General features: G+C 68.7%; 20 protein-coding genes and 1 pseudogene. 18 read left to right on the forward strand and 3 right to left on the reverse strand.

The features are described 5' to 3' along the window. Positions 1–10: 10 nt before the first annotated feature. From ACIQ7D_RS00750 to ACIQ7D_RS00760, 3 genes are all read right to left on the reverse strand, one after another. Positions 11–832, reverse strand: a complete 822-nt coding sequence (locus ACIQ7D_RS00750) for an SDR family NAD(P)-dependent oxidoreductase (RefSeq protein ID WP_403931856.1) — start codon at positions 830–832, stop codon at positions 11–13. Positions 833–858: 26 nt separating this feature from the next. Further along, on the reverse strand, positions 859–2,061 hold the full coding sequence (locus tag ACIQ7D_RS00755; RefSeq protein WP_403931859.1) for a family 1 glycosylhydrolase: 1,203 nt from the start codon (positions 2,059–2,061) through the stop codon (positions 859–861). Between the two features lie 813 nt (positions 2,062–2,874). Next, complete coding sequence (locus ACIQ7D_RS00760; RefSeq protein ID WP_403931862.1) at positions 2,875–5,298, reverse strand: glycoside hydrolase family 2 TIM barrel-domain containing protein; 2,424 nt, start codon at positions 5,296–5,298, stop codon at positions 2,875–2,877. Positions 5,299–5,991: 693 nt separating this feature from the next. Between ACIQ7D_RS00760 and ACIQ7D_RS00765 the strand changes: the two genes are divergently transcribed. The 18 genes and pseudogenes from ACIQ7D_RS00765 (at position 5,992) to ACIQ7D_RS00850 (ending at position 25,364) form a co-directional block, all read left to right on the forward strand. After that, positions 5,992–6,585, forward strand: coding sequence for a TetR/AcrR family transcriptional regulator (locus tag ACIQ7D_RS00765; protein WP_403931864.1), 594 nt, complete (start codon positions 5,992–5,994; stop codon positions 6,583–6,585). Positions 6,586–6,796: 211 nt separating this feature from the next. Next, complete coding sequence (locus ACIQ7D_RS00770) at positions 6,797–9,469, forward strand: glycoside hydrolase family 3 protein (protein WP_403931867.1); 2,673 nt, start codon at positions 6,797–6,799, stop codon at positions 9,467–9,469. Positions 9,470–9,746: 277 nt separating this feature from the next. Next, positions 9,747–11,036 (forward strand): ABC transporter substrate-binding protein, encoded by a 1,290-nt coding sequence (locus tag ACIQ7D_RS00775; RefSeq protein WP_403931869.1) that lies wholly within the window; start codon positions 9,747–9,749, stop codon positions 11,034–11,036. 32 nt (positions 11,037–11,068) lie between these two features. Beyond that, positions 11,069–11,998, forward strand: a complete 930-nt coding sequence (locus tag ACIQ7D_RS00780) for a carbohydrate ABC transporter permease (RefSeq protein WP_403931872.1) — start codon at positions 11,069–11,071, stop codon at positions 11,996–11,998. A gap of 32 nt (positions 11,999–12,030) precedes the next feature. Continuing rightward, a complete protein-coding gene (locus ACIQ7D_RS00785; RefSeq protein WP_403931874.1) occupies positions 12,031–12,822 on the forward strand; it encodes a carbohydrate ABC transporter permease in 792 nt (263 codons plus the stop codon). After that, complete coding sequence (locus tag ACIQ7D_RS00790; RefSeq protein WP_403931877.1) at positions 12,819–14,942, forward strand: hypothetical protein; 2,124 nt, start codon at positions 12,819–12,821, stop codon at positions 14,940–14,942. The genes ACIQ7D_RS00785 and ACIQ7D_RS00790 overlap by 4 nt, the downstream gene beginning before the upstream one ends. 56 nt (positions 14,943–14,998) lie before the next feature. After that, positions 14,999–15,181, forward strand: coding sequence for an IS3 family transposase (locus tag ACIQ7D_RS00795; RefSeq protein ID WP_403931879.1), 183 nt, complete (start codon positions 14,999–15,001; stop codon positions 15,179–15,181). Between the two features lie 119 nt (positions 15,182–15,300). Next, positions 15,301–16,548 (forward strand): GNAT family N-acetyltransferase, encoded by a 1,248-nt coding sequence (locus tag ACIQ7D_RS00800; protein ID WP_403931882.1) that lies wholly within the window; start codon positions 15,301–15,303, stop codon positions 16,546–16,548. A 77-nt stretch (positions 16,549–16,625) separates the two neighbouring features. Continuing rightward, positions 16,626–17,203, forward strand: a pseudogene (locus ACIQ7D_RS00805) (hypothetical protein); the annotation flags it as partial. A gap of 525 nt (positions 17,204–17,728) precedes the next feature. Next, positions 17,729–18,919 carry a 4-carboxymuconolactone decarboxylase gene (gene pcaC / locus ACIQ7D_RS00810; protein ID WP_403931884.1) on the forward strand — a complete coding sequence of 397 codons (1,191 nt, stop codon included), beginning with the start codon at positions 17,729–17,731 and terminating at the stop codon, positions 18,917–18,919. A 94-nt stretch (positions 18,920–19,013) separates the two neighbouring features. After that, entirely contained in the window at positions 19,014–19,646 is a 633-nt protein-coding gene (locus ACIQ7D_RS00815) for an MBL fold metallo-hydrolase (RefSeq protein WP_403931887.1), read from the forward strand. Positions 19,647–19,682: 36 nt separating this feature from the next. Next, a complete protein-coding gene (locus tag ACIQ7D_RS00820; RefSeq protein ID WP_403931889.1) occupies positions 19,683–20,462 on the forward strand; it encodes an exodeoxyribonuclease III in 780 nt (259 codons plus the stop codon). A 345-nt stretch (positions 20,463–20,807) separates the two neighbouring features. Then, positions 20,808–21,245: a DUF6278 family protein gene (locus ACIQ7D_RS00825; RefSeq protein WP_403931892.1), complete on the forward strand. Its 438-nt coding sequence runs from the start codon at positions 20,808–20,810 to the stop codon at positions 21,243–21,245. Between the two features lie 129 nt (positions 21,246–21,374). Continuing rightward, on the forward strand, positions 21,375–22,118 hold the full coding sequence (locus ACIQ7D_RS00830; RefSeq protein WP_403933735.1) for an amino acid ABC transporter ATP-binding protein: 744 nt from the start codon (positions 21,375–21,377) through the stop codon (positions 22,116–22,118). 62 nt (positions 22,119–22,180) lie between these two features. Continuing rightward, positions 22,181–23,086 (forward strand): glutamate ABC transporter substrate-binding protein, encoded by a 906-nt coding sequence (locus ACIQ7D_RS00835; RefSeq protein ID WP_403933737.1) that lies wholly within the window; start codon positions 22,181–22,183, stop codon positions 23,084–23,086. 9 nt (positions 23,087–23,095) lie between these two features. Next, positions 23,096–23,740, forward strand: coding sequence for an amino acid ABC transporter permease (locus ACIQ7D_RS00840; protein ID WP_403931894.1), 645 nt, complete (start codon positions 23,096–23,098; stop codon positions 23,738–23,740). Next, positions 23,737–24,594 carry an amino acid ABC transporter permease gene (locus ACIQ7D_RS00845; protein ID WP_403931895.1) on the forward strand — a complete coding sequence of 286 codons (858 nt, stop codon included), beginning with the start codon at positions 23,737–23,739 and terminating at the stop codon, positions 24,592–24,594. The genes ACIQ7D_RS00840 and ACIQ7D_RS00845 overlap by 4 nt, the downstream gene beginning before the upstream one ends. Before the next feature lie 392 nt (positions 24,595–24,986). Continuing rightward, on the forward strand, positions 24,987–25,364 hold the full coding sequence (locus ACIQ7D_RS00850; protein ID WP_403931898.1) for a hypothetical protein: 378 nt from the start codon (positions 24,987–24,989) through the stop codon (positions 25,362–25,364).

The following is a 25,364-nucleotide window of genomic DNA, read 5'->3' on the forward strand; positions in this document are numbered from 1 at the left end:
CGGCCGGGGATCAAATCGTTCCTCCGGCGTCCGCGAGGAGCGTGCTCCCCGTCATGAAGGCCGAGAGGTCGCTCGCGCAGAACAGCACCACACGGGCGATGTCGTCGGGGACGCCGAGCCGGCCGAGCAGGCCCGGACGCATCACGGAGGTGATGTCCTCGGAGTCCGTGGGGGGCACGGCCGCCGCTGCCGCCGCCATGTTCCCCTCTGTCGGCACGTACGTCGGTGCGACGCCCAGGACGCGGATTCCCAACGGACCGAATTCCAGGGCAAGTTGTCGAGTGATGCCGCGGGCCGCATGCTTGGAGCCGACGTAGGCGGCGAGCCCGGGGGCCGTTCCCCGAAACCCGGCCGTGGAGACGACGTTGACGATGACGCCCCCGCTTTTGGCCTCGTGCATCCGGCGCGCGGCCTCCCGGCATCCGAGGAAGACACCGCGCGTATTCACGGCGAACACCTGGTCCCAGGTCCCGTCGGACATCTCTAGTGCGGGAACGTTGGGAAAGATCCCGGCGTTGTTGACCCAGATGTCGATCCCGCCGAGCTCCCGAACCGCGAGGTCGGCGGCCGCGGTGACGCTCCTGGCGTCGGTGACATCCATGTGGGCGGCCAGCGCGCAGCCCTGGCGGCCGGCGTTCAGGTCCTCGGCGACGGCGCTGGCGAGCTCCTGCTCGATATCGGCGATGAGCACGTCGGCTCCTGCTTCGACCATGCGCTCGGCGATGGCCCGGCCGAGGCCGCGGCCGGCGCCGGTCACGACGGCGCGCCGCCCGGACAGCGAGATCAGTTCGGCCAGGGAGCGAGACGAGACGTCGGGCACGGATACTTGCACGGTGTGTCCTTCCGGTGGCGGTACGGTCAGTTGCGAGCGCGGCGGGCGGTCTCGCCGAGCCAGGCGAGGCTGGGCTTGGGGCGGCGCTCGAAGGTCTTCCGGTCGACCTCGATCAGGCCGAAGGTCGGCTCCCAGTGGCCCCACTCGTAGTTGTCCAAGAGGCTCCAGTGCAGGTAGCCGCGTACGTCGACGCCGTCGGCGATCGCTGCCTCAAGGTGCTTCAGCGCCTCCCCGGTGTAGGCGATCCGGCGGGTGTCGTCGCGGGTGGCGATGCCGTTCTCGGTGACCAGGACGGGCATGCCGCCGGTGACCTCGGCGGTGTGCCGCACGGCGATGGCCAGGGCGTCCGGCCGGTAGGCGGTTCCCACGAGCGTGTTGTCCGGGTGCCGCGGGTGGGGCTCGATGCCGTCCAGGCCGACCCACTGGCTGGAGTACGACTGCACGCCGACGAAGTCGTCGCCGCGCGTTCCCGCCAGGTAGAGGTCTTCCCAGACGTACTCCAGCTCCCGTTTCTTCTCCTCGGCCCCCGGGCGGGCGACGAAGGCGCGGTTGGCGATCGTCCAGCCGACCTTGGCCGTGGTGTGCTCGCGCAGAACCTCCCGTACGGAGTGGTGCGCTTCGATCAACCGCTCGCCGATCTTCACGTCGGGGGCCGGCAGCGGCGGTCGCGGGCCCTCGTGATCGACAGTGGGGCTCTGCCACTCCCCGGCCGGCTGGTGGTTCCGCATGGCCTGCGCCATGCCGACCATGATGGCCAGCATGTTCGGCTCGTTCATGGTGACGATCCACTCGACGCCTTCGAGGATCGGGGCGACCGCCTCGGCGTACGCCCGGAACCGCTCGACCGCACGGTCGCCGAGCCAGCCGCCTTCCTGGGCGAACCAGAGAGGGCTGGTGAAGTGATGCAGAGTCACGACCGGGGTCAGGCCGAGTTCGAAGGCCGCCTCGATCATGCTCCGGTAGTGGGCGAGTTCGGCCCGCGAGATCATGCCGGGGACGGGCTCGATCCGGGCCCACTCGATGCCGAAACGGTACGCGTCGAGCCCGGCGGCGGCGAGCAGTTGCATGTCCTCGCGGTATCGGTGGTAGCTGTCGCAGGCGTCGCCGCTGCGTTCCATGCCGGGAATGTGCCCCTCGTTCGCCCAGAAGTCGCTGTTGAGGTTGTTGCCCTCGATCTGGTGCGGTGCGCCGGAGGCTCCCCAGAGGAATCCGGGAGCGAGTTCGGTCATCGTCGGCTGCCTTCCTGAGTGTCTGCGGTGACGGGCCTGGCGGCGTTGGCGCCTCGGCCGGGTCGCACGGGTGCGGTGGCCAACGGCTTTTGTGCGGAGGGGCGTTCAGAGGGCGGGGCGTCCTGTCCTGCCGGGCCGTTCTCGCGGGTGCCGCTCCGGGAGCGGGCGTTCACCCGCTCGCTGACGTACTGGATGAGGGCGAGGCCGGGGGAGTGGAGCGGGTAGGCGACGGCGGCGCGTTGCCGGAGGTGGACGAAGGGGCCGAGCGCACGTGCCGGCGCGGTGCCGAGCGCCGAGCCCGGTTCCTCGCAGACGATGAACCGGCCGGGCCGCGAGTTCCGCCGGGGTGCGGGTGGTGAGTGGGCATGGGCGGTTTTCCTTCGCTGGGGACCGGGTGGGCCGGGGCTCTTCGCCGATGTGCGGACAGGACGAAGGGTGAGCGTCAACTGTTACCATGCGGTTGGTTTTCGCTCGGAACATAGGCCGGGATCGGAAGAGGTGGGAAGACCGCCGGTCGGCTTCGTGACCATAGTGTTATGTGACGGCGGACTACGCGCGTGGCGGGAGGGAGCACCTGTGACTCAGGCGAAGACTCGCGGAGCGTTCGCGAAGACGGCGGCCCGAAGGGCGCGGATGCGTGGCCGGGGTGGGCGGCGGGAGGCGTTCTGCCACCGGGTGACGCGGTCCGCTGTCCGGTGAATCACGATCAAGTGCCGCGCCGACCGGTTCCCCTGACCGAATCGGCCGGAAGCCGTCGGCGCCGACCGTGGCGATCCGGCGGCGACGCACCACGGCCTCGCCCCCGTGGGGGCGTTACCTGGCCGGCTCTTCGACGGTGATCAGCACCTCGACCGGGTCGCAGTCCGGGGCGGTGGCGGTCAGGCGGATCGTGCCGGGCCCGGTCGGCAGGACCACGGCGAGTGCGCGGCCCTCGTAGGTGTGGTGCTCGGTCGCGTCGAACCGTTCCTCGTTCGACGGAGCGGCACTGCCGAAGCCGGTCAGTGTGCCGGCACCGGAGACGTCCACCCGTACGGGCCGGTCTGCCGCGGTGTGCACTGTTCCGGCCGGATCGACCAGAGTGACGGTGACGTAGGAGAGGTCGCCGACCCCCGCTGTGATGGCGGGCCGATCGGCTTCGGCGTGCAGCATGATGGGGGCGGTCGCGGTGCGCAGGATGTCCCGGCCGGATTCACGGCCGTTGCGGTAGGCGATCGCGACCAGTTCGCCCGGCTCGTAGGCTGTCTCGAACTCGGTGCGGAAGCGGTGTTGCTCGCCGGCCGGGTTGCGGCCGAGGGAACGGCCGTTGACCAGGAGTTCGACCTCCTCGGCGTCGCTGTAGACCTCGACCGTGACAGGGGCGGCCTCGTCACCGGGCCAGGTCCAGCCGGCGATGGTGTCGCTCCACGCCCACCGGCTGCTCAGGACGGTCCTGCCATGATGTCGCGGCCGCCGGACGGCGAGATAGGGCCGGCTGCGCAGACCGAAGACGATCTCGCGGTAATAGGAGGCGGGTCGTCGGTGGCCGGTGATGTCGAGGTCGCCGCAACCGGCCACCAGGTAGGGATACGGCGCGGTGAACGTGGGGCGTGGAGTGTCCGATGTGGAGTACTGCGGTCGGCCGATACCGGCCTCACCCAGATAGTCCCAGCCGGTCCAGGTGAAATCGCCGATGACATGGCTGTGCTGAGCGACCAGCCGCCACAGCTCGTCGATGCGGGTGGGGAAGGTTTCGGTGCCCAGGATGATCCGGTTGGGGAACAGCGTGCGGTCGCTCTCGTAGCGGATCTCCGAGTAGTTCATCCCGGCCACGTCGAGCACGCTGTAGGACTCGGCTGTGCGGGTGGTCACCAGCTCGGAGGCGGCGATGGCGTTCACATCGTTCCCGCTGTCGGCCATGAGGGTGTTGATACCGGTGCCCTCTTCGTCCTGGGACCGCAGCGCGGTGATGTCGGACAGCAGAGCCAGCAGGTTGTTGACCGCGTTGGTCAGGAAGCGGGTGTCGTCCAGCGCGCGGACTTTCGTGGCGAGTTTGCGGCCCCACGCGGCGCCGGCCGCGGTTCCGGTCTCGGGGATCTCGTTGCCGATCGAGTAGAGGACGACGCTGGGATGGTTGTGGTCCTTGGCCACCATCGCCTCGATATCGCGTTCCCACCACTCAGGGAAGCTCAGGCTGTAGTCGAACGGGCTCTTGCCCCAGGTCCATATGTCGAACGCCTCGTCCACCACGAGCATGCCGAGCCGGTCACAGGCGTCAAGCATCGCCGTGCTCATAGGGTGGTGTGACATGCGGATCGCATTGAACCCCGCGTCCTTGAGCAGCCGGACGCGACGCTCCTCGGCCCGGGCAAAGGTCGCGGCACCCAGCGGCCCGTTGTCGTGGTGCACACACGCGCCGCGCAGCTTGACCGTCTCACCGTTGATTCGCATCCCGTGGCGGGGGTCCAGGCGCAGGGACCTGATGCCGAAGGCGACCTCCACGGCGTCCGTACCCGTGATGGACACCGCGCAGGTGTACAGCGTGGGTGAGTCCGGGCTCCACAGCGAGGGGACCTGGACGTAGAGGCGCCGGCCGGCGGTGGCCGGTTCGCCGGGCTGTAGCGTGACCGGTGCGGTGTCGGACGCGACGACGGTCCCCGTGGCGTCGCGGATTTCGGTGACCAGCTCGACGGTGCGGACCTCGATCGAGTCGTTCTCGACCGTGGTCGCGACCTCTACCACCGCACGTTCGGCGTCGATGTCCGGGGTGGTGACGCGGACACCTTCCGGGCCGATGCGGACCACCTCCCCGATGAACAGCCAGGTGTCACGGTAGATGCCCGCGCCGGTGTACCAGCGGGAGTCCTGATGGGTCCGGCACTCCACGCGGATCTCGTTGTCCTCGCCGAACCGCAGGAACCGGTCGGCGTCGATGAAGAATTGCGAGTATCCGTACGGACGCTGCCCCGCGTAGTCGCCGTTGAGAAACACGACCGCGTCCCGGTAGACGCCCTCGAACTCCAGCACGATCCGCTTGCCCCGGTGTTCCTCGGCTACGAAGAACATCTTGCGGTACTCGTACGCTCCGCCGGGGAAATAGGCGGTCGCGCCGCCGTCCGTGGTGGCCTCGCGGTCGCGAGCGAGCATGGCGTCGTGCGGCAACGTCACCGGCTTGAACGGGACCACAGGGCCGGACAGTTCGGCGAAGGGGCTGACCTTTGAACGGAACTGCCAATTATCGTTGAAAGATGTGCGGATCACGTTGCTCCTCAAAGGTGAGTGAGAGGGCGATCTCGGCTACTGATCAGGGACAGCGAAGGTGAGGACGTACATCGGCGATCAGCTGCCCGGGAAGTCCTCAGGCTTGTGCGCGGAGCCTTCGCTGTACGGGATGCCGGAGAGGAAGACCTGGTGAAAGCGTTCCCTCGGTCAGGTCGAACAACGGCGACAGGGGCGCTGAGACGCGGCGTGCGCGCCACAACTTACCTGACGGGCCGCGCCTCCCTCGCGCTCCACGGCAGGGGCGGCCCGACTGGCGGGGCGGGGATTCAAGCTCGGTGGCCTGTTGGAACCTGTTGGCATCTGTGGTGACGTGGACCATATGTTCCACGTCCATGTGGCCCGGTCTCGACGGGCCCGCCGGTGTGGAGGGGCGACGTGTCCGACGGGTGGGCGCCTGGCGTGATCGGTGGCCCGGCAGGTGTCGTTGTCCGCCTGTTGCCTGTTGCCTGTCGCCTGCCGGGGCGCGGGGCGCGACCTGCGCCCCTTTGGCCAGGGTCCCAGTCTTTACGATCCGTGGCAGCGGCATCCCGAAGCGTGGCGGGCCGTGTACTCTCCACGTCGGGAATTTCGCTCGACCGGCGCGAGGGGGCCGGTCGCGCTCGCGCGTTGTGGAGATCTGTGTCCGCGCGTCGGGAAGTTCTGGATTGACGGCTGTGGACCAGGAGGCGACCAGTGGCGGGTAAGCGGGGAAGCTACGCGAAGTCCGAGCTTCGTAAGCAGGCGATCGGTGAAGCCGCGCTCGAACTCGTCATGGACCGGGGACACCGCGCCGTCACGGTGGCCGAGATCGCCGATCGTGTCGGCGTCAGTGAGCCGTTGCTCTTCTACCACTTCCCGTCCAAGGAGGCAGTGCTGGTAGCCGCGCTCCGCCAGTTCGACGCGGAGAACATCCGGCCACTCGGCGTCGGTGGCGCGATCGCGGACATGCCGACGCGGGCGGCTGCCGGTGTCCGACGTAAACACCTCGTCCATCTGCAGGCGGAGATGTCCGGCGCGGCCTTCGACGTGAACCATCCCGCGCGAGAGTACTTCCGCGACCGATGGGAGAGGTCCTTCCAGGTTGTCGCCGAGGACATCGAGATGCTCCAGCGGGACGGCGCCGTGCCCGGCGGGATCGATGCGAGACGCGCGGCGCGCGCGCTCCTCGCCACGTGGGAGGGGCTTCAGGTGCAGTGGATGCACGGTCCGGAGTTCGACATCCGCACCGAGTTCGCCGCGGTTATCCGTGCGCTTCTCGAACTGGACGAAGGTTTCGTCTTCGTGTAGGCAGTGGCGGCCTCACCGGTACAGCCCCGGGGTCGCGGCCCGGGATCCCGGGCCGGCGGGTGCTACCCTCGCCAATATTAAAGTCGGGTCAGTTTTCCCTGGGCCGGCTCGACGCGGTGCTGCCGAGAACCGGTTCTGGCTGGAGCGAGGGGCCGGCGAGGGGCTGGGGACGCGTCGGCATCGAGGGGCGTGGCCGGACGAGGGAAGTGAAATGGAACCCCTGACAGCGGTCCCGTGCGGCGGGACGGACGACCGTCCGGTCCTGCTCCGGCGTGAGTCTCGTCCGGAGTTCGACATCAATGACGTCGACGGACCGCTGTTCATGCTTGACCCTGAGTGGGGCGGGACCGTCCAGGTCGCCTTCTCCAAGCCGATGGATCCAACCGTCCCTGGCACTGTCGTGCTTGACGGCGATCCGGTGGACTATGTCCTGAAGGCACTGGCCACTGGGCGGGGGACGTCCTGGCTCCTGGGCATCAAGGTATTCGGCGTGTTGACGGAGTACGGCCGTGAGTACCCCTTCCATCTGGAGGGCTTCGCCGACACGGACGGCAATGTCATGGCGCCGACCGGCCTGGTGGTCGTCACGAGGTCGGCACGCGAGCCGGAGCCCGAGTTCGCCGAGTATGAACGCCTCGCCCGCCGGGTCGCCCAGGACGGCATCGTGCTCCTGAAGAACACCGGCGACGTACTGCCCCTCGACCACGGTCAGCTGAATGTGTTCGGCCGCGCACTGCACTTCTTCCGTACGGCCGTAGTGGGCGCAGGCAAGATCAACGCGCGCTACACGGTGGGCCTCCGGGAGGCGATCGACCGTCACGGGGGTTTCATCCTCAACCGTGAGCTTTCCGACTTCTACCGTACGGGTGGCGACACGGTGCCCGGCCCGGCGATGCTCGCACGGGCCAAGGCGCGCAGCAACGCAGGGATCGTTGTGCTCACCCGGTCGTCTGGCGAGAACATGGACAACTCCTCGGCCCCCGGCGAGTACTACCTGAGCGCCGACGAGGAGTCGCTGATCCGGTCGGTCGCGGAAACCTTCGACCGTACCGTCGTGCTCCTCAACACGCCTTATCCGATCGACGTCACCTTCGCCGAGCGGTACGGCGTGGACGCCCTCCTCCTGGCAGGGGTCGGCGGCATGCTGGCCGGGCCGGCGCTGCTCGACGTCCTCGACGGGACCGCCAATCCGTCCGGCCGCCTGCCGGACACCTGGCCCAAGGACATCACCGACGTCCCGGCCCACCGCAACTTCTACGACGGCGCCGGTGGTAAGCCGCGTCACACCGGCGACGCCGAGGTGTGGATCGACACGGTCTACGAGGAGGGTGTGTATGTCGGCTACCGCTACTTCACGACGTTCGGTGTCGAGGCGGCGTACCCGTTCGGGCATGGGCTGAGCTACACCACCTTCGCCATCGAACCAGGCCCACCGCGCGTCGATGGTGACAGGGTCTCCCTTTCGGCCATGGTGACCAACACCGGGGCCGTGGCCGGCCGGGAGGTCGTACAGGTTTACGTGGCCAAACCGGAGGGCGACCTCGACGAGCGGCCGGTGCGTGAGCTCGTCGACTTCGGGAAGACACCGGCGCTCGCACCGGGCGAGTGTCATGTCCTCGCTTTCGACCTCCCGTTCGACCGGCTGACCGGCTACGACGAGCGGGCGGGCGCCCATGTCGCGGCGGCCGGAAGGTACCGCTTCCATGTCGGGCGATCCGTGGTCGACACGGTCGAGGCCGGTGCGGTCGACCTACGGCAACCGGTTGGAGTGCGCCCCGTCGGCGTCCGGCTGGCCCCGGCCGAGCCGATCACTGTGTTGTCCTCCCGCGACCCGGTGGGCACCTGGCCCACGGGGGGACGTTCAGGCGTCAAGCCGGTCCCGACGGCAGTCGCCCCTGCCGATCGGACAGGCTCTGTCGGGTCCCCGCAGGCCGGTCCGGCCGCCCCGGTGACATCGCCGGTGACGTTCGCCGACGTGTGGGCCGACCCGGCTCTGGCCGGCGACTTCGTCGCGGGACTGACAGTTGAGCAGTTGGCCCGGCTGTCGGTCTGCGGGCAGGCAGGCTGGGGAATGGAGGGCATTGGCGTCGCCGGCATCCTGGCCCGGCCCGAGGGACTGGACATGCCCTTGTTCCAGGTGGCCGACGGCAACTCCGGGGTGAACGTGAACGTCCCGAACACCGGCTTCCCGACCACGGTCGTACTCGCCTCGACGTTCGACAAGGAGCTTGCGGAGTCGGTGGGCAGGGCGATCGGCGAGGAGGCGCGGGACGTGGGTATCCAGGTCCTGCTGGCCCCGGCTCTGAACCTGCACCGCCACCCCCTCAACGGGCGGCACCCGGAGTACTTCTCCGAGGACCCCCTCCTGGCGGGGCTGATGGCGGGGCACTATGCGCGGGGAGTCGAGTCCGCCGGAGTGGGGGCCTGCTACAAGCACCTGGCCGCCAACAACGCCGAATCGGCGCGTAAGCGCAATCAGTCGCTCGTCCCTGAGCGCGCGCTGCGCGAGCTCTACCTCAAGGCGTTCGAAGTAGCCCTGTCCGTTCACCGGGCCAGAACGGTCATGACCTCCTACAACGCTCTCAACGGCCGGCCTGCGTCCGCGAGCGCGGAGCTTCTGCGCGGGGTTCTGCGTCAGGACTTCGGCTTCGACGGCATGGTGATGTCGGACTGGAACGCATACGACACCTGCGCCGTGGTCGAGATGGTCGCCGCCGGGAACAACTGGATCACCCCTGGCTCGCCTGACGACGTCCACACGGCTCCCATCGTCGCCGCCGTCGCGGACGGCAGCCTGAGCCCGGAGCGCCTGCGCGCGAGTGTGACGCACGTCGTCCGCGTCGTCGCCGAATTGGCCGATCGCCCCGACGCCGCGGTGCGCTGACGCTTCGCGGCCGAATCCAGGCCGCCGAGCGCCTCCGGCCGGACCGTGCCCGCCGAGCGGGAGTACCCGGCTGAACCGTTGACGCCTGGCAGAGGCGGATGGCGTCGTGTCTCCGCCGCGCCCGACCTCGTGCGCCACCCCTCTGCTTCTGCCCGCCCTGGTTCTGGAAATGAATCGATTCATGAACCTTGCATGCCATTTAACAGGGGTGTTACGGTCTGCCAATCTTATAGGGCGCTCAGGTTTGGGCGGCCTTAGCGCACACACGGAGGCAAAGATGCCCAGCCGTAAGCCAAGGATCGTTCTTACTGTCGCCACAGTGCTCATCGCCGGCCTCACGGGCTGCTCGACCGGCGGGTCGGACTCGGACGAGCTGACGATCAACGTCGCCAATACCGCCACCGACCTCAGCGCGATGGACGCACTCTCGAAAGCGTTCGTGAAGAAGAATCCTGGCGTCAAGATCGACGTCGAGCCTCGTCCGCAGGGCACGGACGGCGAAAGTGTCGTGAAAACGCGGCTGAACAGTGGCGACCTCGGGGATCTCATGATGTACAACTCCGGTGCTCTCCTGGGGGACATCAACCCTGACCGCAACCTGGTGAAGGTCACGGAGGAGGCATGGGCGAAGAACACGTCCGAGCCGTGGCACAAGGCCGCCTCGGTGGACAAGGACCTGTACGGCGCTCCGGTCGGGGGGAGCTCCGGCGGAGGGATCCTCTACAACAGGGACGTCTACGACAAGCTGAAGCTCAAGATCCCGAAGACCTGGGACGAGCTGATCAACAACGCGCAGGTCATCAAGGAAGCCGGCCTCGTTCCCTTCGTCCAGACGTACAAGGACAACTGGACGGCTCAGTTCTTCGTCCTGGCCAACTACCACAACGTCCAGGTTTCCGTGCCCGGCTTCGCGGACCAGTGGACCGAGGGGCGCGCGAAGTTCGCCGATACCCCGGCGGCGATGGCCGGATTCGAGCACCTGCAACAGGTCCACGAGCTAGGCCTGACGAACAAGGACTACGCGACGGCTACGTACGACCAGGGCCAACAACTGCTCGCCTCCGGGAAGGCGGCGATGTACCCCCAGACCACGAGTGCGGTGCGCGCGATGACGCAACGCTATCCGGCGGCTGCGAAGGACATCGGGCTGTTCCCGATCCCGGGCGACGCTCCGGCGACGTATGGGCTGACCACGTGGCAGCCGCAGGGCCTGTACATCATGAAGGCGAGCGAGAAGCAGGAGCTCGCGAAGAAGTTCGTGGCGTTCGTCGCCTCCCCCGAGGGGTGCGACGCGTACGTCGCCGCCAGCGGCGCCACCGGTATCTCACCGGTGAGTTCGTGCAAGCTCCCGGACAACGCGACGCAGGCCGTCAAGGACATGGTCCCGTTCGTCGAGAACGGTGACGCCACACCGGCGCTGGAGTTCCTCTCCCCGGTGGCCACCACGTCTCTGGCGGACATCACCGTCGCCGTCGGCTCGGGCCTGACGAGCGCGGCGAAGGGGGCCAAGCAGTATGACGACGCCGCGGCCAAGTCGGCGAAGCAGCTCGGGATCAAGGGATGGTGACAGGCACGGGGCAGGGAAGCCGTCCACCACACGTGGACAGGTACACCTCCGGGGCATCGGCGGCAGGACCTCAGGAGACCGCCGGCGGTCCTCCCTCCCGGAGAAGGAACGCGTACCGTCTGTACCCCCGGTGGTTCTACCTTCCGGCGGCAGCGCTCTACATACCGCTGTTCCTGATTCCGACGATCATCTCGTTCTTCTTCAGTCTCACCCGCTGGACGCTGGACGACTTCACCTTCATCGGGCTGGAGAACTTCCAGACGCTGTTCCAAGACCCCACGATGCGGCTCGGGTTGGTGAACACGTTCGTCTACGCGGCGGTCACGACCGTCCTCAAAGTGGTCCTGGGGCTCTGGATCGCCATGTTCCTCGCGTCGCGCATCCGTGGTTCCCATATCTACCGCGCGATCGTGTTCTTCCCGGTGATCGTGAGCACCCTGGGCGTCGGCTTCACGTTCAACGCACTGCTCCAGCCCAACGGTGTCATGAACGACGCGCTGTCCCTTTTCGGCATCGCGGGCCCGTCCTGGCTCGGGGACCCCGACACCGCTCTCCTGTCGGTGGCGCTCGTCGACGTCTGGAAGGGGCTCGGCTTCGCCGCTGTCATCTACATCGCGGGCATCGTGTCGATACCCTCAGACGTCACGGAGGCCGCCCGAGTCGACGGCGCGGGCCGCTTCCAGGTGTTCCGGCACGTCACGCTGCCGCTGCTGCGCCCGGCGACATCGACCGTCATCATCCTGTCCGTCATCGGGGGCCTCAAGAGCTTCGAGATGGTTTGGTCCATGACTCAGGGCGGACCCGCGGGGCACTCCGACGTCATCGCGTCGCTCATCTACAAGCAGTACGCATCCGGGTTCTACGGGCTGTCGACGGCCGGCAACGTCGTCCTCTTCGTGATCGTCGCCGCAGTCGCGCTACCGCTTTCGTACTTCCTGAACCGGCGGGAGACCCAGCTGTGAAAGAACGGTCGCTGTCAGTTCTCCGTCATCTCGTGGCGAGCGTCCTCTGCCTGGTCGTCTTCGTGCTCCCGTTCGTCTTCATCGCGCTGACCGCGATGAAGAACACGCAACAGGCGGCGCTGCTCGAATTCTCGATGCCCACTTCCTGGCACTTCTGGGAGAATCTGACCAGCGTGGTGTCCGCTCGCAACTACCAGATAGTCCGGGCGTTCTTCAACAGTGTCGTGCTGACGGTCACCAGCGTCACGCTCGTCACCGTCGTCGCGGCAATGGCTGCTTTCGTCCTGCAGCGCAGGCCGAGCCGACTGAATGGGCCGATCAATTTCCTCGTGCTCACGAAGCTCATCATTCCGCCGGCAATCGTCCCGACCATCTGGACTTTGCAGAGCTTGGGAATCTACCGGACCCTCGGGAGCATGATCCTGCTGGAGGCGACGTTTCACTTCGCTTTCTGCATCATGCTGTTCAGAGCATTTCTCAGCACCGTGCCCCGCGAACTCGACGAAGCCGCGACCCTGGACGGAGCCTCGTCCGTCCGGATGTTCTTCAGTGTCGTCCTCCCCGTCATGCGGCCGGTGGTCGTGACCGCTGTCATCGTCACTTCGGTCGCGGTGTTCAACGACTTCACGAACCCGCTGTATTTCTTGCCGGGTGACGACAACGCCACTCTGCAGCTCACTTTGTTCAATTTTCAAAGTCAGTACAACACCGAATGGAACCTGCTCGCGATGGATGTCCTTCTGATCACGGCCCCGCCTCTGATCGCGTTCCTGTTCTTCAATCGAAAGATCATCGCGGGAATGGCAGCGGGAGCGGTGAAGTGACCTCAGCGGGCATCGACAGGCGAGCACTCGTCTCCCGGCACAACCCCGTATTCCACGAGCCGCACCCTGCCGATGTACTGACCGTCGGGAACGGGAACATCGCGATGACGGTGGATGTCTCAGGTCTGCAGACGTTCCCCGGCCACCACGAACTGCGGCCCGATCCCTCACGGGTGCCGCACACCGACATGAACGGCCTTCCACCGCAGCGTTCCCGCCCGTTCGCCAAGGACGACTTCCAGATACCCCTCCGCATACAGTCCAGTTGGGGGTGGTACGCCACGCGTGGCCGGCGTGACTATGACATGGCCGAGACGATGACGGCGTACGAGTCGCACCGAGGAACGGTCGAGTACCCGGACCGGATGGGCCTCCTCCGGGCGGGCGACGCGATCCCGGAGGAGTTGGAAGCCGGCGCATGGCTGAGCTTCAACCCGAGGCGGCTGCACCTGGGCAGGCTGGCGCTCGACACGTCGGGTGACCTCGCACCGCTGACCGAGCCGGCACAACTGTCCGACGTGCGTACCACGCTGGACATGTACAGCGGGATCCTCACGGCCCGTTACACGCTCGAAGGAGTGCCGGTCGTCGTGCGGACGGCCGTCGATCCGGAGTCGGACACCCTCGCGGTACGCATCGAGTCGGACCTGCTGCGTCGGGGTCTGGGCGTCTCGTGGGTGTTCGAAGACCAGAAGGACGACCTGGCCGCGTTCGAGCACCCGCTACGCGAGACGGTCCGCTGGAAGCGTGCCGAGCAGCGGCACCGGACGGCCGTGCGAACGGTCGAGTCGAGCGAATACGTCGTCGAGTTCACGACCACCGGCTCGATGGAGCCGGTCGGCGACCGACGGACGAGGTTCAGCACCGAGCGGGAAACGCTGGAGGCCACTGTCACCCTCGGCGGGACGAGCGTCGCGCCGCCGACGGGCGTCGACGCGGTGTTCGGAGCGTCGGCCCGGTGGTGGTCGTCGTTCTGGGAGAGTGGAGGCGCGCTCAGCTTCGAGGGAAGCACCGACCCACGCGCGCCCGAGCTCGAAAGACGGGTCGTGCTGTCCCAGTACCTGACCGCGGTCAACTGTGCCGGTGCCTCGCCTCCACAGGAGTCCGGCCTGGTGTACAACACGTGGAACGGCAAGTTCCACCTGGAGATGCACTGGCTCCACGGTGCTCACTTCCCGATGTGGGGAAGGGGTCACCTCCTTAAACGCAGTATCGCCTGGTACCACAAGTCCCTGCTCGCGGCGGAAGCCACGGCCACGCGGCAGGGCTATCAGGGTGCTCGCTGGCCGAAGCAGACGGATCTGTCGGGGCGGGAGTCGCCGAGCAACATCGGCTCCTTCCTGATCTGGCAGCAGCCGCACATCATCTATCTGCTCGAACTGCTCTACCAGGAGCGGCCCTCGACGGCGTTCCTGGAGGAGAACCACCTCCTCGTCGAGGCGACGGCCGAGTTCATGGCCGACTTCGTCGTCGAGGCCGAGGGCTCTTTCCAGCTCGGCCCGCCGATGATCCCCGCGCAGGAGACCTACGTGGGACAGCGTTCGACGAACGCGAACCCCACCTTCGAGCTGGCCTACTGGTCGTGGGCACTGCACGTGGCCAACCAGTGGAGAGAACGCCTCGAACGGAAGCGATCCGCACGGTGGGAGGACGTCAGCCGACGGATGCGGCCTCCGACGAGGCTCGACGACGACACCTATGCCGCCGTGTCGACACCGCCGTACCTGGTCCGCACGGACCACCCCTCGATGCTCATGGCGTACGGCTGGCTGCCTCCCGGCCTCCTCATCGACCAGGACGCCATGACCGCGACGTTCGACAGCGTGTGGCAGGACTGGGACTTGCAGTCCACGTGGGGGTGGGACTACCCGATCCTGGCCATGACGGCGGCCGAACTCGGTGACCTGGGAAAAGCGATCGAGGCATTGCTGTTCGACTCACCCAAGAACGTTTTCATCGCCAACGGTCACAGCCCGCAGATGCGCGGGTTCCTCTCCGTATACCTGCCGTCCAACGGTGCTCTGCTCGCCGCCGTGGCGCGGCTGGCGAGAACACACGGCCGGGGGAACGACCTGCCGGAGGGCTGGGCGATGCGGTGGGAGGGATTCCCCCAGACATAGCTGGAAAGCGCCTTCGGGCGGGAACGGGCGAATCCGAGTGCCCTGCCCCGGCGTGCGTGGGCCGCTCGCGGGAAGCGGCCGGGTCCGCCCGCCGGCTCCGCGACGAACAGCTCATGCCGGTGACCGAGGAGATCCACGCGGAATCGGGCGGGACCTGCGGCGCCCGTCGGATCACGCGCGCTCCGCGGCGCAAGGGTGTCGAGGCGGCCCGCTGCACCGTCGAGCGGCTGACGGCCTAACTCGGACTGGAGGGCGTGATCCGCGGCCGGCGGCGCAGCACCACGATCCCGGAGCCGTCGGCGCCCCGCCCGCCGGCTTCCCCGCCCGGCCGAGCGTGATGTACGTATATCCGATGACCATGTCTCCGATACCGCTTCGCAGCATCGATGACGAGGAGTTTGCTCCCTGGGCACGCATGATTGCCGATACCTACGGCATGGACCGCTCCGAAGAGGAACTGGCGGACCAACGAGCTGCGACAGATCTCGGGCGTACCTTGGCCGTCTTCGATGAGGGCGTGCCGGTTGCCGGAGCCTCCGTCTACAGCCGGGTGCTGACCGTGCCCGGGGGCGTCCTTCCCGTGGCGGGGATCGCCTCCGTGGGAGTGGCCCCGACGCATCGCCGACGTGGATTCCTCACCTCGATGATGCGCGCCCAGTTGACCGATCTGTACGAGCACCGGCGCGAGCCGATCGCAGTGCTTCGCCCCTCCGAGGCCGGGATCTACGGGCGCTACGGCTACGGTCCCGCGACGCTCGGGAACCAGATGCGCTGCGACCGGCGTGCCCTGCGCTTCCGTCCCGACACGGATTTCGGGGAGGGAACCGTCCGGGTGCAGCACGCCGACCAGGCCCGCCCTCTCCTGGAGAAGGTCTACGATCAGGCCCGCACCATGGCGGTCGGCTGGCCCGATCGACAGGCGGTCCACTGGGCGGTGCGCCTCGCCGACTATCCGCACCGGCGCGGCGCGTCGACCTCGCTGCGCTTCGCCGTACATCAGGAGAGCGACGGCCGCGCCACCGGTTACACCCTCTACCGGCACGGTTCCGTGCCGGACGGGCTCGGCGGCAGTGCCGGTGCGGTGCAGGTGGTTGAGCTGGCGGCGCTCTCGCGCCAGGCGTACGCAGCGCTGTGGCGCTTCCTCGCCGGTATCGACCTGGTGACCTGGATCGATTACGAGGGCGCCGTGGATGAGCCGCTGTCGCACCTGCTGGCCGAGGGGCGAGCGGTCCATGCCTCACCGGTCGACCGCCTCTGGGTGCGGCCCGTCGATGTCGACCGGGCCTTGGCGGGCAGAAGTTACAACCTCCCGCTCGACCTTGTCCTGGACGTGCGGGACGACTTCTGCCCGTGGAACACCGGACGCCACCGGCTGCAATCGGAGGGCGGGACGGCGGTCTGCGAGCCCACGACCGCCCCGGCCGATCTGTGCCTGACCCCAGCGGAACTCGGCGCCGCCTTCCTCGGGGGCACCACGCTGTCCGCCCTCTCGGCCGCGGGACGCGTCGAGGAACTGCGACCCGGCGCGCTTTCCCTCGCCTCGGCGGCCTTCCGCGGTGAACACGAGCCCTGGTACCCCGGCGGCTGGGCCTTCCCGCTCTACTGAACAGCCACCCGGAGCAGGCCGCGGCACAGCGCGGCGATGCCCGTGCCGACAGCCGCCGCAGTGCTGTCGCGCTTCTCATGAACATAGAACGCCAGGTGGGGAAGGCCACCGCCGCCGCAAGGGCGGACCAGGGCCTGGCCTCCGCTGTCTACAACCAGGCCGCCCTCGTCGCCTCCGACCTCGGCGTTCCAGAGCTGGCCCGCTCAATGTGTCACCAGCACGCTACGGTCTACCTCCACGCCCCCCTGCCGGCATGTCCGCGATCCGGGCCCTCGAACCCGTCGTCAACCTGGCCCGACTCCAGATCCGCGCCGGCCGCCCAGAGGGGGACCGTAAACCGCCTGCTCGCCCTGTACGACGCCGTCAGCACCGGTACCGAAGCCGACTTCGAGGGCTCACCGTCCCCGCCAGCGTCACCGCGAGCGCCGACCGCCACGAGGTGCGCGCCTGGCTGTGGCGAGTCCTCCTCGCCGACGGGACACGCACCATACCGACCACCGGACGCTGGACTGAAGCGCTCGCCCACATCGAAGAACACCGTGGTGCAGGGCAACGGATGCTCGACGGCCGCCAAGTCGGTTAAGTCGCCGTACTCGCCGCTCTCACCGGCCGAGACACCACCACCGCCGACGCATTCCTGGCCCACACGGAACCTGATCTTGACGCGCGTGTTGCCGCTCCCGAGCCTCGTACGGGAAGCGCTGAAGACGTTCCGCGCCACGCAGGCAGCGGAGTCTGGCGGCGGGCGAAGGGTACGAGGGCGGCGGGTACGTGCTCGCGGATGACCTCGGGGCGGCTCTGAACGGTCGGCAGCTCCGGGTGCGGGCCCACAAGATCATGGACGGGAACGGCCTTCGCAGGCTCCGTCTGTACGATGCTCGGGCGTCTTGCCTCACGTACCTCGCTCGCCAACAACGGTGTGCCAGATCACCTGCTCGCCATGTGGGCCGGGCACACGAATGTGAAGACGACGAAGAAGTGGTACGTAAAGCCGGACGTGGCGGACCTGCTTCCAGCGGCGGAGGCATGGGGAGGTCTCGCAGGGGGTGTGACAGACCGTGACAGATGAAGGTGTGAACCCGTGAGCGAAAGCAAGATCAAAACCCTGCAATACCGCCTTGACGGGCCAGAGCAGGCCCCGGTCCTGATCTTGGGACCCTCACTGGGTACCACATGGCACATGTGGGACCGCCAAGTGCCCGAGCTGGCCCGCCAGTGGCGGGTGTTCCGCTTCGACCTGCCCGGGCACGGCGGCGCGCCCGCGCACCCCGCCACCAGCGTCCCCGAGCTGGCCCAGCGGCTGCTGGCCACCCTCGACGGCCTCGGCATCCAGCGCTTCGGTTACGTGGGCTGCTCCATCGCCGGGGCCATCGGCGCCGAGCTGGCGCTGCGCCGGCCCGACCGGATCGCCTCGCTCGCGCTCGTCGCGGCCTCGCCCCGGTTCGGCACGGCCGACGAGTTCCGCCAGCGCGGGGTGATCGTCCGCGCCAACGGTCTCGACCCGATGGCCCGCACCGCGCCCGAGCGCTGGTTCACCCCCGGCTTCGCCGCCGCGCAGCCCGCCATCGTCGAGTGGGCCGTCCAGATGGTCCGTACGACCGATCCGGGCTGCTACATCGCCGCCTGCGAGGCGCTGGCCGCCTTCGACATCCGGGCCGAGCTGGGCCGTATCACCGTGCCCACCCTCGTCCTGGTGGGCGCCGAGGACCAGGTCACCGGGCCCGCCGAGGCGCGCACCCTGGTGGCGGGGATACCCGACGCGCGGCTCGCGCTGGTCCCCGGGGCCTCGCACCTGGCGCCCGTCGAGCAGCCCGCCGCCGTCACCGACCTGCTCGTGCACCACTTCGCCACCGCCTGGTACAACCCGTCCGACACCGCCACCGGACTGACCGTGATGCCCGACCGGGGAGGGCCCTCGGTCTCCGCGACGGTCGGCCCGGTCGCCGAGATCGCCCCCGCCGAGCAGCCCCAGCCCGTCACCAGCGGGCGCGCCGACCCGTACGACGCGGGGATGCTGGTCCGCAGACAGGTCCTGGGCGACGCCCATGTGGACCGTGCCATGGCCGCCGCCGACGAGTTCTCCGGCGACTTCCAGGAGCTGATCACCCGCTACGCCTGGGGCGAGGTGTGGACCAGGGACGGGTTGGACCGCCGGATGCGCAGCGCGGTGACGCTGACCGCGCTCGTCGCCGGCGGGCATCTGGAGGAGCTGGCCTTCCACACCCGGGCCGCGCTGCGCAACGGCCTCACCCCGGCCGAGATCAAGGAAGTGCTGATCCAGAGCGCCGTCTACTGCGGCGTCCCCGCGGCGAACTCCGCGTTCCGGGTGGCCAGGACCGTGATCCAGGAGGAGACCCGGCCCGAGGCGTAGCAGGATGGAGGGAGGACGACCATGGGGGAAACGGGGCGACGGGGGCAGTGGGGGACCGGCAGCGGTTCCGTGTGAGGAAGAGAGGCGGTCAGCGGTGAGGCTCACCAAGAAGACGCACGCTTGTGTCCGGCTGGAGAAGGACGGGCGCACGCTCGTCATCGACCCCGGGGCGTTCACGGAGGAGGACGCGACGCACGGCGCGGACGCCCTCCTCGTCACCCACGAGCACCCCGACCACTTCGACGAGGGCCGGCTGCGGGCCGGTCTTGAGGCCAACCCAGGGGCCGAGCTGTGGACGCTCGGCAGCGTCGCGGAGCGGATGTCCGCCGCCTACCCGGGCCGGGTCCACACGGTGGGCCACGGCGACACGTTCTCCGCGGCGGGCTTCGACGTCCGGGTCTACGGCGAACTGCACGCGGTGATCCACCCGGACATCCCCCGGATCACCAATGTCGGCTACCTCGTGGACGGCTCCGTCTTCCACCCCGGCGACGCGCTCACCGTCCCCGACCACCCCGTCGAGACGCTGCTGCTGCCCGTCCAGGCGCCCTGGAGCAAGGTCTCCGAGGTGATCGAGTACGTACGGGAGGTCAAGCCCGTGCGCTCCTTCGACATCCACGACGCGCTGCTCACGGACCTCGCCCGGCCCATCTACGACGGGCAGATCGGTTCCCTCGGCGGCGCCGGGCACAGCAGGCTGGCCTCCGGCGCCTCCGCCGAGCTGTAGCCCCGGCTGTCGGACCCCGCCGATAGGCTGTCACGCATGCGCATCGCCACCTGGAACGTCAATTCGATCACCGCCCGGCTGCCCCGGCTGCTGGCCTGGCTGGAGAGCAGCGGTACGGACGTGCTCTGCGTCCAGGAGACCAAGTGCACCGAGGAGCAGTTCCCCGCCGAGCGGCTCCGCGAGGCGGGGTACGAGTCGGCGGTGAACGCGACAGGGCGGTGGAACGGGGTGGCGCTGATTTCCCGGGCCGGCCTCGCCGATGTCGTGAAGGGAGTGCCCGGCGGCCCGCTCTACGAGGGCGTGGAGGAGCCGCGCGCGATCGCCGCGACCTGCGGCCCGGTCCGGCTCTGGTCGGTCTACGTGCCCAACGGCCGCGAGGTCGGCCACGACCACTACGCGTACAAGCTGCGCTGGTTGGAGGCGCTGCGCGACGCGGTCGCGGCGGACGCGGCGGGCCCGCGCCCGTTCGCCGTCCTCGGCGACTACAACGTCGCCCCGGCGGACGAGGACGTCTGGGACCTGTCCCGCTTCGAGGGCGCCACGCACGTCACCCCGGCGGAGCGCGCCGCGCTGGCCGCGCTGCGCGAGCAGGGCCTCGCCGACGTGGTGCCCCGCCCCCTCAAGTACGACCGCCCGTACACCTACTGGGACTACCGGGAGCTGGGCTTCCCGAAGAACCGGGGCATGCGCATCGACCTGGTGTACGGGAACGAGCCGTTCACCGGCGCCGTCAAGGACAGCTACGTCGACCGTGAGGAGCGCAAGGGCAAGGGCGCCTCCGACCACGCCCCGGTCGTGGTGGATCTCGACGTCTGAGAGCCTGTCGGGTGGCCTTCGATCGGAAAGTGGACGCGGTCTGGTGCACTGCGCTCGCTCCGCTCGCTCTGTCTCGGCGCATTGGTTCGTTCTTTGGATACCGAGCGCGATTCCAAGGCGGAGGACGGGAGTCGACGCGGGAGCGGATGGGGTCTCCCCTGGTCGAGCGAAGCCGAGACCTTGGGGATGACTGACGACAACGCCGGAAGCGTGCGTGCCAGGGCGTGGCCGCCCGGTCAGAGGTCGCCCGACAGGCTCTGATCCGGAAGGCGCCCCGCCGGGGCGGTGGGGCGCCCTCCGCGCGCCGTATGGTGCCCCGGCAGGGGGAGTGGCAGGCTGAGCGGTATGAATTTCTCCTTCCTGGACAACTGGCGCAAGCGGCACGACGGCGCGGACGGCACGCCGCTCGACTCCGCCGTCGGTGAGCCGGAAGGCGTGGCAGAACTGCTCTCCGAGTGCGAACTGCTGCGCGCCAGAGCGGGGCAGGACGGACTGGAACTGGACGACTCCCCGGCCTCGTTGGAAGCGCTCGACCAGTTGCCCCCGCGCTGGCGCGACGACCCGGAGGAGCTGCCCTGGCTGGGCAACGACGCGGGGCTCTATCTGGGTACGGTGATCGTCCGTACCGTCCCCGGCGCGATCTGGCACATCTGGCCGGGCGGTCACCCCGTCGTACGGCTGGCGTCCGGGCGGGAGATCCAGGTGGTCGAGGCGGGCCTCGACTGGGCCGCCACCGGGGCGCCGGAGCTGTCCCAGGTCTACGCGGAGGCGGCCGAGGCCTGACCTCGAAAGGCTTTCAGCAGTAAATACGGCTTATGCCCCATATGTGCGTGTCGTGGGCGAAGTCCCTTGGCGGGCTGGATAGTTTGCGCTGACCTCGACACAGCCGAGAGTGAGTGGGTGGGGCAGCGTATGGCCGGCGAACCGTTGATCGAGCTGCGTGGTGTCAACAAGTACTTCGGGCAGTTGCATGTCCTCCAGAACATCGACCTCACGGTCGACCGCGGTGAGGTCGTCGTGGTCATCGGCCCCTCGGGCTCCGGCAAGTCCACCCTCTGCCGGACGATGAACCGGCTGGAGACGATCGACTCGGGCCATATCGCCATCGACGGCAGCCCCCTGCCCGCCGAGGGCCGCGGGCTCGCCCGGCTCCGTACCGAAGTGGGCATGGTCTTCCAGTCGTTCAACCTCTTCGCGCACAAGACCGTGCTGGCCAATGTCTCCCTCGCGCAGATCAAGGTACGCAAGCGGAAGAAGGAGGACGCCGACCGGCGCTCCCGGGAACTGCTCAACCGCGTCGGCCTCGCCGACCAGGCCGGCAAGCTGCCCGCCCAGCTCTCCGGCGGCCAGCAGCAGCGCGTCGCCATCGCCCGCGCCCTCGCCATGGACCCCAAGGCGCTCCTCTTCGACGAGCCCACCTCGGCGCTCGACCCGGAGATGATCAACGAAGTCCTCGAAGTGATGCGGCAACTCGCGAGCGAGGGCATGACCATGGTCGTCGTCACCCACGAGATGGGCTTCGCCCGCTCCGCCGCCAACCGCGTCGTCTTCATGGCCGACGGCCGCATCGTCGAGGACCGCACCCCGGAGGACTTCTTCACCGCCCCCGCGAGCGACCGGGCGAAGGACTTCCTCTCCAAGATCCTCAAGCACTGACGGGGGTGCGGTTCGTGAGACACCCGCTGCGACACCTGCTGAGGCACCCGCTGCGACATCCGCTGAGACGTCCCGCGACGGCGCTCTCCGTGCTCCTGCTCGCCCTCCTCGCGGCAGCGTGCGGGAAGGCCGGCAGCCCGCCCGTGAAGGGCCCCCGGGCCGACGCGCTGCCCCGCTACCACGTCGACACCGGCTTCCGGCTGCCCTCCTCGCCCACCTGGGAGAAGGCCGAGCGCCGCGGCTATCTGATCGTCGGCGCCAAGGAGGACCAGCCGTACATGGGCGAGAAGGACCCCGCCACCGGCGTCTACTCCGGCTTCGACATCGAGATCGCCAAGATGATGTCGGCGTCCCTCGGCTTCGAGCCGAAGACCATCCGCTTCCGCACCATCGCCTCCGCGAACCGCGAGACCGCCCTCCAGAACGGGCAGATCGACTACTACGTCGGCACGTACACCATCAACGCCAACCGCAAGAAGCTCGTCGGTTTCGCCGGCCCGTACTACATGGCCGGCCAGTCCCTCCTCGTACGGACCGACGAGCACGGCATCGAGGGGCCGCGGGACCTCGACGGCAAGCGGGTCTGCTCCGCCTCCGGCTCCACCCCGTACCAGCGTATCCAGCAGGACTACCCGCGCGTCCAGCTCGTCGGCTACGACACCTACTCGGCCTGCGTGGACAACCTGCTGACCTACCAGGTCGCCGCCGTCACCACCGACGACACCATCCTCCAGGGGTACGCGGCCAAGGTGCCCAAGGAGCTGAAGGTCGTCGGCAAGCCCTTCTCCAAGGAGCCGTACGGCATCGGCGTCCCCCGCTCCGACAACGCCCTGCGCCTCGCGCTCGACGACGCGCTCGCCGTCCACGAACGCGACGGGGACTGGCGGAAGGCGTACGACGCGACCCTCGGCCTCTCCGGCCGCAAGGCGACCCCGCCGCCGCCCATCGACCGCTACCCGGCGAGCTGAGGCCGCGCCATGAACGTACTCACCGACAACTTCTCCCTCTACGGCGAGGGTTTCCTCGGCACACTCGAACTGACCGTCTACGCCTCGCTGCTGGCGCTCGCCCTCGGCTTCGTCATGGCCTCCTTCCGGGTGTCGCCCGTACGCTCCCTGCGCGCGCTCGGCACCGTATGGGTCACCGTGCTGCGCAACACCCCGCTGACCCTGCTCTTCTTCGCCGTCGTCCTCGGACTGCCGCGCTTCGGACTCGTCCTGCCCTTCCAGCTCTTCGCGGTCCTCGCCCTCGGCTGCTACACCTCCGCGTTCATCTGCGAGGTGCTGCGCTCCGGCATCAACACCGTCCACAAGGGGCAGGGCGAGGCGGCCCGCAGCCTCGGGATGAGCTTCGGCCAGACCCTCGGCGACGTCGTACTGCCGCAGGCGTTCCGTACGGTCATCCCGCCCGTCGGCTCCACACTGATCGCGCTGGCCAAGAACTCCGCGATCGCCGGTGCGTTCAGCGTCACCGAACTCCTCGGCACCTACAAGGTCCTCAGCGAGAGGGGCTACAACATCGTCTGGTCGTTCGTCTGGATCGCGGTGGGCTATCTCATCATCACCCTGGCCATCAGCGCGCTGTTCCATGTGATGGAGAAGCGCTGGGGAGTCGCCCGATGAGCCGGTCGACCGCCCTCTACGACATCCCCGGGCCGCGCACGCGGCGCCGCCACCGCACCTACGGGCTGGTGGCGACAGCCGTGATCGCCGCGCTCGTCGGCTGGCTGATCCACCTGCTCTTCGACACCGGCCAGTTCACCGCCGTCAAGTGGGACCCCTTCACGTACCAGGGGATCCAGGACCTGCTGCTGCGCGGTCTCGGCAACACCCTCAAGGCGTTCGGGTACGCGGCGGTGCTCTCGCTCGCGCTCGGCGCGGTCCTCGCCTGCGGCCGGCTCTCCGACCACCGGCCGGTGCGGCTGCTCGCCACCGTGCTGGTCGAGTTCTTCCGGGCGATGCCCGTACTGGTGATGATCTTCTTCATCTTCGTGGCGCTGAAGGTGCAGGCCCTGCCCGCGCTGGTGGCGGGTCTGACGCTCTACAACGGCTCCGTGCTCGCCGAGGTCTTCCGTACCGGAGTCCACGCGGTGGAGCGCGGTCAGCGGGAGGCCGCGTACGCGCTCGGCATGCGCAAGACGCAGGTCATGACGTACGTGCTGGTGCCGCAGGCGGTCCGCGCCATGCTGCCCACGATCATCAGCCAGTTGGTGGTCGCTCTCAAGGACACATCGCTCGGTTATCTCATCACCTACGAGGAGTTCCTCCATGCCGGCAAGCTCATCGCCTCGAATCTCGACTACGATTTGCCGTTCATCCCTGTGGTGATGGTGATTTCGCCGATCTACATCGGGATGTGCATGCTGCTCTCCTGGTTCGCCCACTGGCTGGCCGGGCGTCAGCGGCACAACCCGAGAACCGAGGCCGTGGGAGCCGCCCCGGCCGCACCAGGGACGCTGCTGCCGGGCGGGCAGTAGCGCAGGGCAGTGGCCCGCCCGGCAGACAGCCGGAGATCACTTCTCGTACGGCGGCGGTACCCGGCGGAGACGACGGGCGGCCGGCGCACGGGACGAAGGTCAGCTGTCGCCGGTCGGGTTGTGCTCGGCTCCCCGCCGCTACTCGGCGGGCTCGGGGGCGGGCTCCGGCAGCGGGGTCCGGGCCGCGCGCCCTCCCCGACGGTCAGCCGCGCCAGCAGGACGTACTCGCGGACGCCGGCCTCCGCGAGATAGCGCTCGGTCATCAGCGCCACCTGATCCGCTCCCGGCTCGCGCGGGAGGCCAAGCGCTGGCCGGCCGAACGCCGTCTGGCCTGGGGCCAGGCGCTGGAGCGCCTGCGCGAGCAGGGGCACGCGTGGACGCGCATCCGCACCATGACCGGCATCGGTGACCGGCTCGGAGAGCTGCTGATCGATGAATGGGTCACGCACCGCACGGTGACCGCGTCGCGGCCTGCGGCGGTCGTGGTGGACCTGCCGCTCCCGGAGCCCGGGAGCGCGCCGCAGCCCGCCTTCCCCGCGGTTCCCGGCCGTCGTCACGCGTGGGTCCGCCGCGCCGGGCGCATCACCGATGCGCACTACCGCGGCCAGACCGAGGACGGCGCGTGGATTCAGCTCCAGCTCCGTACCGGCAAGGGCCAGTCCCTCGCTTTCGTCCGCTCGAAGGACGTGCGGATCTATCACCCCCAGCCGGTGGTGATTGTCACCTACATCGGGAGGCCGGATGAGCAGCCCACCACGCGCGCCGGCTGA

Source organism: Streptomyces sp. NPDC096310 (assembly GCF_044763125.1).
Taxonomy (GTDB): domain Bacteria; phylum Actinomycetota; class Actinomycetes; order Streptomycetales; family Streptomycetaceae; genus Streptomyces.